The 12559-nt window shown below is 66.1% G+C and carries 3 protein-coding genes and 2 pseudogenes; 3 read left to right on the forward strand and 2 right to left on the reverse strand.

The genetic code is table 11. The features are described 5' to 3' along the window. Positions 1-89: 89 nt before the first annotated feature. Positions 90-8060 (reverse strand): XopAD/skwp family type III secretion system effector, encoded by a 7971-nt coding sequence (gene xopAD, locus QFZ94_RS01895; protein ID WP_429455411.1) that lies wholly within the window; start codon positions 8058-8060, stop codon positions 90-92. Positions 8061-8240: 180 nt separating this feature from the next. On the opposite strand from xopAD, the pseudogene QFZ94_RS01900 reads away from it, so the two are divergent. Together QFZ94_RS01900 and QFZ94_RS01905 are read left to right on the forward strand one after the other, a co-directional pair. Next, positions 8241-8474 (forward strand): annotated as a pseudogene (locus QFZ94_RS01900) (IS6 family transposase); the annotation flags it as partial. Between the two features lie 85 nt (positions 8475-8559). After that, the gene (locus QFZ94_RS01905) at positions 8560-10053 is read left to right on the forward strand and encodes a hypothetical protein (protein WP_429455395.1); all 1494 of its coding nucleotides are present in this window, start codon (positions 8560-8562) and stop codon (positions 10051-10053) included. Positions 10054-10382: 329 nt separating this feature from the next. Here QFZ94_RS01905 and QFZ94_RS01910 read toward each other — a convergent pair whose 3' ends face one another. Next, positions 10383-11717, reverse strand: coding sequence for a hypothetical protein (locus QFZ94_RS01910; protein ID WP_429455412.1), 1335 nt, complete (start codon positions 11715-11717; stop codon positions 10383-10385). A gap of 528 nt (positions 11718-12245) precedes the next feature. Between QFZ94_RS01910 and QFZ94_RS01915 the strand changes: the two are divergent. After that, a pseudogene (locus tag QFZ94_RS01915) lies at positions 12246-12536 on the forward strand (DDE-type integrase/transposase/recombinase); the annotation flags it as partial. Positions 12537-12559: the final 23 nt, after the last annotated feature.

Here is a 12559-nt window from a genome sequence, read left to right on the forward strand (position 1 = left end):
ATCCTTATTATTCCTGCTTTCTTACGCAGGCTGCTTCCGCTCGTCTGTGTAACGCAAAAATCGCGCTTTTTGAACCACGCCCAGATCGCTTATGATCGTGGTGGGCGCGGCCACAATGGCTGAAAGTGACCCGGCATGTGCGTGTGGAGGATATGCACAAGCGGGCCTTGCTGACCAACAACCGGATGCACTGTGACCCGCCCGCGCTGCTCGAGCTCAATGGTCTGGATGCGGATGTCAAGGCTGTGCGCGAGTCTCGCCCCAGCCGTGTACATGTCGATGAAGTCACGCGCATCGGCCAGGCCCTGCTCATCCAGCACGCTTCGCAATGCCTGCGCTGCCACCTCGAGTTCCCTCGTCTGCTCCGTTTCCACCCCGGGCCGTCGCCTGATGTTGCACACGAACTGAAGAACTGTGTCGAGCAGGCAATTGTTTCCCAGTCCGCTGGCCACCCCCATCTCCGCGTCCGCTTCCGCCAGAAACGCGCCAAGACTGCGATAGTGGCTAGCAGAATCGAACTCCTTCAGGGATCGGCGGACGGACGCCTGGGCGGGCGAGGCACCCGCCAGGGGGCGGGCAGGCGGCTGGACACGTGTGGTGCGCGCAGGGGGGCGGGGGGGCCAGCTGCTGCGAACCGCATGGCCGGAATCCTGGGCCCGCGGCGCTACCGCAGGCGCGCTTCGCGTGGCGTGGTGCGGCCCGGACGGCTGCGGCGGGGTGTTCAGGCCGCGATTGCGTGCCTGATCCGGGGCTGCGCCGCGGTATGGCGGGTTCATCGGGCCAGCGGGCCCTTCACCGGCAGTGGCGGGTTCCGCATAGTGATCGAAGGACCCGATCGTCCCGATGTCCTGCGGGCGCGCCACGCGCGCTGCCGCCTCGCGCAGTTCCTTCTCCAGCTTCTCGCGCGACTCCGCATCAGGCGAGAGCTGGCGCAGCTTTTCGTAGGTCCGGTGACTCTTCTGCTTGACCCGCAGGCTCTCAGGGGTGTGGAACTGGATTTCCCAGTCGGCGTCTTCGCCCTGGACGCGGGTGCGCACGTTCACATTCAGGCCCGCATAGCCGGTGCCCTCACGGGTAAAGCCGTTGTTCACGCGCATGACCGTCATGCCGGCCTGCTCCAGACGGGCGAGAATGCCCTGGGCGCCTCTGGCAAAGCCCTCCGGGTCGAGCAGTACCTCGTAGCGCAGCCCGTCGCGTACCCGCCCGGCGGCCTCCTGCGGTGTTTGCAGACCCTGCTCGCGCTGTATCCGGGCCAGCTTCTCTTTAATGCTTTTCTCCTTCTTGAAGATGAAGCTGCGCCAGTCGTCACCGTCCCGGTCCTTGCGCAACTTCGCGCCGTGGTCCTCCAGCGCCTGCCGCAGCACAGGCCAGACCGTACCCTCCAGACGTTCAGCCTGGCTTCTGATCTGACGGGCCAGCCCCGCAAGCGGGGACGGCATGCCCCGTGCAACTGGCGCCTGGGGCTGGGGCCGCGGCGGAACCGTCAATACCGGATCCGGATCCGGATCCCAGTCCACGATATCCTCCACCCCCGGCGGGACGGCTGATGCCTGGAAGGCCTCGCGCGCCGGCCCGAGCAGCTTCCAGATCTCGTCCCGGTGAGCGCCACCGAATCCACATCGTTGCGCCTGCTTGTACAGGTGGTGGTAGTGCTCCTTGCACCTGAACGTGTGCTCCGTATGAAACTGGATTTCCCATGGGAAGCCCTCCGGATCCTCCAGCGTGACGCTCACCGCCCGGAAAGGGCTGCGTTCCCGGCTGAAGTGATTGTGACACCGCATCAGGGCATGCGCCTTCCCTTCGAGCTGCAGAAGGATCCGGCGATAGTCCGCCATAAACGTATCCGGGGACAGCACCACACTGTAGCGCAGCGCATCGTTGACCCGCGCGCTGGCCTGGGCCAGATCCAGCGGCGGCATGCCGCCAATCAGCCGGGCCAGCTTGTCCTGTAGCGAGAGCGGCGACTTCAGCTTTTTCTGTTCGCCCGCCAGATGCGGCCGCCCCCCTTCACGCCCCGGCACCCCGCCATGGCCCAGGATGTCCTTCAGCAGCGGCGTGATCTGCGGCTCGGCCTGGCGGGCGCGCTCATGCAACGCCTGCGCCTGCCGCTGCAGCGCCTGCGGGGAAACCTCTTGCGCCCGTTCGGCCGGCGTAGCCGGTACGCTGAGCAGCTTTGCCTGCTGCAGCGCGTGGACCGCGTCCTGCATGACCCCCGCTGCCATCGTGGGCATGTGCGGCAGCACCGTCTGCGCCCACTGTGGATCGAAACGCCCATCGCGTATTTCTGCCGCCGTCTGCTTGCTGTACGGGACCCGCCGCAGACGCTCCGGGTAGAGGCTTTCCACCCGTTCGCAGCACTCGATGACACCCGTAAACAGATCGGTGCCCGTGTCCGACTTCAGCGCGTCCGTGCCCACCTTGATCGCTATCGTAAAAAGATTGCGCATGGACAGCTCCGGCTCGCCCGGCACCAGCCCCGGCTGCCCGCCGGGGAACGCCGTACGCGAGAGCCGGCACACCGGATAGTTGTCCAGCACCGCGTGCACACGCCCGGCCGTGTCGTGCGCCTGCCCGTAGGCGCTCGCCAGTGCCGGGAACCACTGCGCCAGCGCCGGCGCAAGCGGCGGTGCCTGAACGCTGTCGCCGCCCAGCTGCATGCCCAGCTCGTACAGCAGTTTCGCCGCCTCGTGCGCTTCCGGCTCATGGGCCCGCTCCATCGCCTCACCTGCCTGCGCCTGCAACCACTCCAGCGCTGGTGCATCCCCGTCCCCCCGCAACCGCTTGCGCAGCCCGTTGCGCAGCTCGCGCTCCACCCCGTCGTAGGTGCCGAACATCATGCGTCGCGCCATGGCCTCGCGCTGCTCGTCCGGTTGCGCAAGAAAGCGCATCGCCAGCGTGGCGGCTTTCCCCAGCAGCGCCCCCCCGCGCTGCTCGGCCAGGATTTCGCGTGCCCGTCCTGCGTGGTAGCGGCCCTGCTCATCGAGAGCCGGATGGGCCGTCTTCGGCGGCTTGAACGAGCGCTCCTCGCCCCGCCGCGCCTGGCGCGCCTCCATGACGCGACGGATGTGGGCCGCCAGCGCCGGATAGCCCGCATAGACGAACGCATCGTCCCCGTCCGTGTCCATGTTCCGCTTGCGCAGCTCCGCAATCGGCAGCGCCCCAAGCCGCCCCGGCAGCAGCACGTCCTTGACCCGCAGGCTGCCCGTGCTGAGCATCTGCCGCGGCAGCGCGTCGCGCTCGCGCCCGCGCCCGCCCGTCCAGCGCGACAGCGTCTTCAGGTCCTCCCGCGAACAGGCCAGGTGCAGCCCCGCATGCTCCTTGGGCCAGTATTCCGGCGGCACAATGATCAGCATGCCCTTGCTGTGCAGCATCTCGGCGCCCTCCGCCGAATCCTCATTGAATCCCGTATAGCTGTACTGGATGGCGAAGCACTGCTCCAGAAACCGGGCCGTCACGTCCCCCTGGCCGGGCGTAACGACCTGCGCGGCCCCAATGGGCAACAGGTTCTCCTTGTCGTAGGGCGGCTTGCCCACCAGCACATCGCCCTGCAATTCCTCGAAGCCCGGCAGGGGAATCGACGGCAGGTACAGCCTGTCGTCAGCCGAGGGCACCGCGCGGATGCGCCGCCCCTGATAACCCCCGCTGACGGCCAGCTGGTACAGCGTCAGGCGGCCCACCTCCGGCGATACCTGCCTGTCCAACCCGTCCAGCCTGCGCTGCATCGCCTCGCGCGCTTCCCCCAGCGCCGCCTCGTCCCGCGGGAAATGCATCAGCGCCTGCGGCGGCATCGCGTTGAACCCGGGCTCCTGGCCCTCCACCAGCTTGCGCTGTGCCTCGCTGCCCCGTTCCTGCCGGACTGCCTGCCATGCCTCGATATGGTCGCGCACCACCGGAATGCGCATCGCCACATCCCATCCCAGAAACCCGCAGCCGTCATTCGGACACAGCGCGATGCGCTCGCCCTGCGGCCCCTGCAGCCTGAACGGGTGCTGCGCCCCGGACACGTCCTCAAACCAGCCCAGCCGCAACGTGCCCTCCACCACATGGTCATGCGGCACCATCTCCATGAGCGCCCGTTGCATGCGCGACCAGTCCTCGCGCTGCGGCGCCAGCTTCTGTGCCAGCTCCATGAAGGCGCTGCCGGGGACGCTGTCGGCATACCGCACCGCCGGCAGCACCGAAGCCGACGCGCTGCGGCCCTCGGCGAGGTCCCGGGCTGACGTCTGCCGCCCCCGTGTCAGGCGGCTGCCGCCGAACATGTCGAAGCGCCAGGGCTCGCCGTTATACTGGAACGTGCGCGCCAGCATGAAGCCGCTTAACGCGCCCGGCAGCCGCACCTCCACCAGGGGCTCGCCCGTCAGACGGGCATAAAAGGAGTAGTCACGCCGCTCCCCGCCGGACGACGCGGCGGGCTCCAGCTCCCGTCCCTGCAGGTCGACCGTCACATGCCGGGTGTCGCCCACACCCGGTCCGGGTCGCTCCACGTTTCCCGCCGCTGTGCGCAGGCTCGCGTGGCACGCTGCCAGATCGAACCGGCGAGGGGGGTAACGCCCCGTGAGGTCCGCCAGATGCGCCTCGCTGGCCAGCCGCAGATCCAGTGCGTCCAGGATCGCCTCATCCGCCTCGATCTGCGCAATCAGGTTCCAGCTCATTTCCTGCAGGTCCGCCTCGATGAGCTCGCGCGTCCTGTCCAGCGTCTGTCGCACCCACTGCTTCAGGGTCTCCCGTCGCGCCTTCACCAGCTCGTGCCCGCCGCCGATGTAGCTCACCTTCCACTGGCGGGCCACCAGACTGTATGCCTTGAGCACCTGATACAGTGACAGGGCCGCACAGCGCGTACCGCACGCTTCGTCGCCATCCTTCAGGCGCAGCCCGGCACGGGCGCCCGCCCCCCCGCGGGCCTGGCGCAGATACGCGTCGATCTTGCGTGCCACGACCGGGTGCAGCGCCTCGAAGGTCTGCAGCGCGCCCACCCGGTGGCGCTTCAGCTGCGCGCTGCGCGCCAGCGGCAGCAGCCCCATGCACAGGTTGCCTACGCTTTCCAGCGGTTCATCGCGCAGGCCCCCGGCACCGCACAGCGCCCGGACACGTTCCAGCGCTGCCGCGCCAAGCGGCCGCAGCGCGTCGTGCATCCGCAGCTGGGCGAACGCCTTGAGCAGCACACCCACGCTGCGGCCATCGGCGCTGTCGAAGCGTTCCGGGCGCGGCGCCAGGTGCACCGCGACCCCCATCAGTACACTGCGTGCGAGCCCGGCGTCCCCGTCTTCGTCCCCACCCGGCCGCGCCAGTGCGTTGGCAATCTGCGCGAGATGGCCGAAACCGAACGCATTCCACGCGAGCGGAGGCCGGCCCAGGCGTGCCGCCAGCAGCCTGGCCGCCTCCCGCAGACCGGTCTCCTGCGGCCATGTGGACAGCGCATTCAGCGCCAGCGCCACCTCCTGTGGGTTCAACGACTGGCACAGCGCCTCCTCGGTGACGACCCGCTGCGCCAGCACCCGCACCGCGGCCCGCGCTTCGGGCGCCTCCGGCCACTTTGACAGCCCATTCCCGGCCATCGCCACGTCCTGTGGGTTCAACGACCGGCACAGCGTCTCCTCGGTGACGACCCGCTGCGCCAGGGCCAGCACCGCGTCCCGCGCTTCGGGCGCCTCCGGCCACTTTGACAGCCCATTCACCGCCAGCGCCACTTCCTGTGGGTTCAACGACTGGCACAGCGCCTCGTCGGTGGCGACGCGCTGCGCCAGCACCCGCACCGCGGCCCACGCATCGGGCGCCTCCGGCCACTTTGACAGCGCATTCAGGACCTCGGCCACATGCTGCTCGCTCATCGCCTGGCGCAGCACCTCGTCGGTGGCGACGCGCTGCGCCAGCACCCGCACCGCGGCCCACGCATCGGGCGCCTCCGGCCACTTTGACAGCCCATTCCCGGCCATCGCCACGTCCTGTGCGTTCATCGACGTGCACAGCACCTGGTCGGTGGCGATCCGTTGCGCCAGGGCCAGCACCACCTCCCGCGCTTCAGGCTCCTCCGGCCACTTTGACAGCCCATTCGCGGCCATCGCCACGGCCTGTGCGGTCATCAAATCGCGCAGCTTCTTGTCGGTGGCGACCCGTTGCGCCAGGGCCAGCACCGCCTCCCGCGCTTCAGGCTCCTCCGGCCACTTTGACAGCCCATTCACGGCCATCGCCACGGCCTGCGCGTTCATCGACCTGCACAGCGCATCGTCGGTGGCGACCCGCTGCGCCAGGGCCAGCACCGCCTCCCGCGCTTCGGGCGCCTCCGGCCACTTCGACAGCGCATTCAGGGCCTCGGCCACATGCTGCGCGCTCATCTCCTTGCGCAGCTTCTTGTCGGTGGCGACGCGCTGCGCCAGGGCCAGCACCGCGGCCCGCGCTTCAGGCGCCTCCGGCCATCTGGACAGCGCATGCAGCGCCATCGCCACGGCCTGCGCGGTCATTGCCCTGCGCAGCACCTCGTCGGTGGCGACCCGTTGCGCCAGCACCCGCACCGCGTCCCGCGCTTCGGGCGCCTCCGACCACTTTGACAGCCCATTCAGGACCTCGGCCACATGCTGCGCGTTCATCGCCCTGCGCAGCACCTCGTCGGTAGCGACCCGCTGTGCCAGGGCCAGCACCGCGTCCCGTGCTTCGGGCGCCTCCGGCCACTTTGACAGCCCATTCACGACCATCGCCACTGCCTGTGCGTTCATCGCCCTGCACAGCGCCTCGTCGGTGGCGACCCGTTGCGCCAGGGCCAGCACCGCGTCCCGCGCTTCGGGCGCCTCCGGCCACTTTGACAGCCCATTCACCGCCATCGCCACTTCCTGTGCGTTCATCGACCGGCGCAGCCGCGCGTCGTTTGCGACCCGCCTGGCCAGGGGCTGCGCACCGTCGCGCGCGGCTGCCTCCTGCGGCCACTTCGAGAGGGCATTAAGCAGGGTTGAGATGCCCTGCCCGTTCAGCCTGTCGATCTGGCGGTCCGCTCGAAGATGCCCGACAAGACGCACCACCGCTTCGCAGCACATCCCGTGTTGCGCCGCCTTGGACAGCGCATTGCCCAGAAGGGCCGCCTCCTTGGCTCGGAGCCCGTTCGCCGCGTCCGGCCTCAGCACGTGCGCTGCGATACGTTCCAGCGCCAGCCGGCAGATTTCACTGTCAGCATGCTTGCTCAGCTTGTTGGCAAGATGGGCGTAATGTGCAGCCGGCAGGTCCTCGCACCAGTCGGTGTCCACGACATAGTGCGCCGCCAGTTCGACAGCCGCACGGACTTTTCCGGAGCCTGCAAACCCGTTCGGCAGTTTCTGCAGATACCGATCCAGGAAGTACACGTTGTCGTCGGCGTGCTCCGGGCGCAGAAAGACCAGCGCGCGCCCGTGGCCATTACGCTGCGCCAGCACGTTCTCCGCCGCCATCCGAACGCCATCAATCCGCCCGCCGCTGGAAAGCAGCCGTTGCTGCTCGTGCCGTTGCTCAACGAGCTGCCGGCTGAAGTCGCGTTCCCGATATTTCAGGTGTATCGCCAGACACGGGCTGCTGCGCTGTGATTCATACGGATCGATGCGTGGTCTTGTACGCTCCCTGTCATCCAGCGCATCCCCCGGATCGCGCGCCGTTCGCTTGCGCGATGGACCTGCTGCCTGAGCCCGGGACTCCTGCGCACCGCTTCCCGTCAGGACCGGCCGATGCTGATAACCTGACCGGTGGTGCGTGCCCTGAGGCCATGACGACGGGCTAGGCTGGCTCTGGCCGCGGGCCATCTTGCGCTCGTTGTCCTCTTCGGACCTCTCGCGCCGGTGCAAGTCGCGCAAGGGATACCCGGCGTTCGCTTCCCCGCCATGCGGCCGGGAGGAGAATGCCCGCTGCCGCTGGGCACCCGGATAAGGCTGCATCCTGCGCGCCTGACGACGTACGGCCAGCGGCGCCAACAGCATGTCAGGCGCTACACCGGCGCCTCGATCCGCAGATTCCGGCCGCGACGCCAGGGAGCGCCCGGGCGCCGATTCCTCAACCCTTTCATTGCCACCGCCATCACCTGGACTTACTGACCTGTCGATTTTCATTGCGGCATCTCCAAGGCTTTGCAGAGCGTTGTCATCAAGTTGGGAGCAATCGTCAATGGCATTGTCTCGATGGCTTTGTCACGTTAGAGAGGAGAGAAGGCAATGCTGGCAGGGGCGATCAGTGGTTCTGTTGCAGTAAGGCCCACGTTAAAATTGGGTAGCGAATTTTTGAGCTGTGCGATGAAGAAGACGGAGACACCGCGAACCACACTCGCGCCGGGCCTGGCCAAGGTCCTGAAGCGCCTTCACTACCCGCTTGAAGTGATTTTGCTGTGCGTGCGATGGTACGTGGCCTATTCGCTGAGTTTGCGCAATCTTGCGGAAATGATGGACGAGCGTGGTATCGCGGTGGATCATTCGACGGTGTACCGCTGGGTCATCAAGCTGCTGCCGCTCTTCGAAAGGCGCTTGCGGGCGAGGTTCAAAGCTGCGTTACACATTGGGAGGCACCTTGAGTGCCAGGCGATAATGGTGCCCCCATTTTTCCTCTGCGGCATCCATGACTCAAAACACCCGATCTGGCGTCGGCAGACTGAGCGACGACAAACGCAAAGCGATTGCACTTCAGGCCCTCACGCGCACCGAACCCATCAGTGTGCTGGCTGAGCGTAACGGCGTGAGCCGCCCGACGGTCTACCGACAGATCGGCACGGCCAGTGTAGCGCTGGATGAAGCCTTTGATACCACGCGGGCAGCCGACGCAGATCAGGTGCTTTTCATGCTGCCGGTCACCCGCCAATGGCTCGATCAGGTCATCGTGGCGCTCACGATGGTGGGCCACGTTTCGTTTCGCAGTACCCTTGAACTCATGCACGACCTGCTCGGCGTCTCGACCAGCCTGGGCACGATTCACACCGTTCTTCAGCGGGCCGCAAAGCAGGCCATCGCCATCAACGCCGGTATCGATCTCTCACCCATCCGGGTCGGTCTGCACGACGAACTCTTTCAGGGTTCCCAACCCGTGCTCGCCGGTATCGATGTCGCCTCGACCTATTGCTATCTGCTCGCCCCCGAAGCCCATCGCGACGGCGACACCTGGGCCATCCATCTGCTGGACCTGCAGGCACAGGGCCTCGATCCTGAGCACACGATCGCCGATGCGGGAACCGGTCTGCGTGCCGGGCAAAAAATGGCCTGGCCCGATACGCCGTGTCACGGCGACGTATTCCACATCATCCAGCAGGGTAAATCACTAGCGACGCTCTGGCATCGTGTCGCCAGTGGCGCTCGCACCGGGCGCGAGCAGCTCGAAGCGCGTCTGGCCAATCCCCGTCGACGTGGTGAGGATAGCCTCCTCGAAGCCGCGCTGGAAACGCTTCGGCGCAATGAAGCCCATGCGCACGAGCTGGCTGCCGACCTGCGCACCCTGGTTCAGTGGCTCGAACGTGACATCCTGTCACTGGCTGGGCCGGACCTCGCGACGCGTCAACGGCTGTTCGATTTCGTGGTTGCCGAACTGCAGCAACGTGAAGCACGGGACCTGTCACGTACAGGGGCATACCGGCGTGCCCTTCAGAACCAGCGCGACGGCCTGCTCGCTTTCGCGGGCCTGCTCGACACAAAACTCGACGCCATTGCACGAACGCACAACGTGGCGCGCCATCTCGTGCGCGAGGTCTGCATGCTGCATCGCAAGTCCGAAACGTCGAGTGCGTTCTGGCAAGGGTGGAATCGCCTGCTAGCCCGCATCGGCCGCCCGTTTCACGGCGTCTACGCCGCCGTATCCGGGGCGCTGCATAGCACACCACGCAGCAGCTCGCTGGTCGAAAATCTCAACTCGCGACTGCGCGTCTACCTGACCAACCGGCGTCATCTGAAGGGCGGGCGGGCCTGGCTTGGTCTGCTGCACTTTGTCTTCAACCATCGCCGCTTTGCCCGCAGCCGATGCCCTGAGCGAACTGGAAAGAGCCCGAGGGAACTGATGAGCCGCAAGCCTCACGATCACTGGCTGACGCTGCTCGGATTCGGCCCACTCCAGCCTCAGCGAACCTGATATCGGCAGGTCGTCGCCGGCCTCCATTTGAACCGCACTCCTTATTATTCCTGCTTTCTTACGCAGGCTGATTCCGCTCGTCTGTGTAACGCAAAAATCGCGCTTTTTGAACCTCGCCAGGCTGATCATGCCGCGCTTTCTCAGGCTCTGGTTATACGCCCGCGCGTTCGTCACCCGGTACCCCGGTTTCTTGCGCTTGCGCGCTTCACCCGTCTTTAGTCTGGCTTTATATGGCATTATTCAAGCTGGCTTCATGATGTTGCGCTTTTACACAACCCGCAGCATCTTTGCAATACCCCCATCCGGACAAAGCCCAACCGCGCGATCGCTTAACCGATTCGCCCCCGAGCGAGCACCGCCAGAACGGCGCTGCGGTGTTCGGGAGGCAGTTGCCTGATGGCGTCGAGCAAGTTGTTGATCTGCTCTGTCTGGGCCGCTTCAGGCAGGGCCGGGATTCCGTCACCCAATGCGGCCAGCGAGACGCTGCGGTGTTCGGGAGGCAGTTGTCCGATGGCGCCGAACACGCTGTCAAACCGCGCTGTCCGGGCCGCTTGCGGCAGGGCATCGATCTGGCGACCGAGTGCGGCCAGCGGGTCGCTGCGGTGTTGGTCAGGCAGTTGCCCGATGGCGCTAAGTACTCTGTCGAACTGCGCTGTCTGGGCCGCTTGCGGCAGGGCATGAATCTGGCGACCGAGTGCGGCCAGCGGGACGCTGCGGTGTTGGGCAGGCAGCTGCCCGATGGCGCCGAGCGCGCTGTCGAACTGCGCTATCCGGGCTGCCTGGGGCAGGGACCAGATACGGTCACCGAGTGCGGCCAGCGGGTCGCTGCGGTGTTGAGCAGGCAGCTGCCCGATGGCGTCGAGCACACTGTCGAACTGCGCTGTCGGGCCTGCTTGCCGCAAGGCATGGATCTGGCGACCGAGTGCGGCCAGCGGGTCGCTGCGGTGTTGGTCAGGCAGTTGCCCGATGGCGCTAAGTACTCTGTCGAACTGCGCTGTCTGGGCCGCTTGCGGCAGGGCATGAATCTGGCGACCGAGTGCGGCCAGCGGGACGCTGCGGTGTTGGGCAGGCAGCTGCCCGATGGCGTCGAGCGCGCTGTCGAACTGCGCTATCCGGGCTGCCTGGGGCAGGGACCAGATACGGTCACCGAGTGCGGCCAGCGGGTCGCTGCGGTGTTGGTCAGGCAGTTGCCCGATGGCGCTAAGTGCTCTGTCGAACTGCGCGGTCCGGGCCGCTTGCGGCAGGGCATCAATCTGGCGGCCGAGCGCGGCCAGCGGGGCGGGGCGGTGTTGGTCAGGCAGCTGCCCGATGGCGCTAAGTACTCTGTCGAACTGCGCGGTCCGGGCCGCTTGCGGCAGGGCATCAATCTGGCGGCCGAGCGCGGCCAGCGGGGCGGGGCGGTGTTGGTCAGGCAGTTGCCCGATGGCGCCGAACACCCTGTCGAACTGCGTTGCCTGGGCCGCTTGCGGCAAGGACCAGATACGGTCGCCGAGTGCCTCCAGCGCCTCACCTCGTAGATACACCGGAAGTTCCCCGATGCGCTGCAACACGGCATCGAACCCCTGATTCGTTCTCACGCGCGGCGCATCCCGGACGATAATCCTTACAGCTTGCCGCTCATCCCTGAGTTGCGAGCGCAACTGTCGGTTGGTGCCTGCCAGCACGATACGGCTGCGAGGATCGATCCGCCCTGCAATATCCTGGGTTATTCCAGGCGGCAGTCGTAACAAACCGGTCAAGGCACCAGGCGCACTTGCCTGCGGAGATGGATTCGAAGTGGGCCGGCTGGTGGGATTGCTGGGATTGCCGCTTTCTTCCGTAGAGGTCTGGAAGGCTGACGTGGCAGGGCTCATCCCGCGAACAGGGGGGACCATGGGCAAGTTCCGGTTGCGTTAAAGACCAAGTTATTGTTGGCATGATTCACTCCTGCCACCGGCACATAACGCGAAGTGGCTGACTGGATAGCGAAGGCATGAACTGAGATTGACCGGTTCTGTCGCATAAGTGCGGGGACGCTAGAATGCGTGTCTGACGAAGCTGTACTGACCCGGCTTTGTTCAAGAGGGCCGCTTGCGCGGCGGCCGTGGGTCGGGTAGAAAGAGTCCGGTGATCTATCCGACGAGCGAGCTTTCATGCCTTACAAGGCAAGACTGAAGACGGGCGAACCGCGCAAACGAGCGAAGCCGGGCTATGCGGTAACCATCGACAAAAGCGGCTCCAATCTGGCCGCACTGGATGCGATAAATGCCGATCGCGAGACGCCGATCAAGGTCCGTCAGATCAGGTACCTGAACAACATTGTCGAACAGGACCATCGGGCTATCAAACGCCGGACCCGGCCGATGCTGGGATTCAAGAACTTCCACCGTGCGAGGGTCATTCTCGGCGGCATCGAGGTCCACATGATCAGGAAAGGACAGATGAAATGTGCGGGCAAAGACCCGTCGTCTGCTTCCCAGCAGTTTTACTCCCTTGTGTCATAAGCAATACTTACCATATCGACATT

It is taken from the genome of Paraburkholderia sp. JPY465 (genome assembly GCF_050436725.1).
Taxonomy (GTDB): domain Bacteria; phylum Pseudomonadota; class Gammaproteobacteria; order Burkholderiales; family Burkholderiaceae; genus Paraburkholderia; species Paraburkholderia youngii.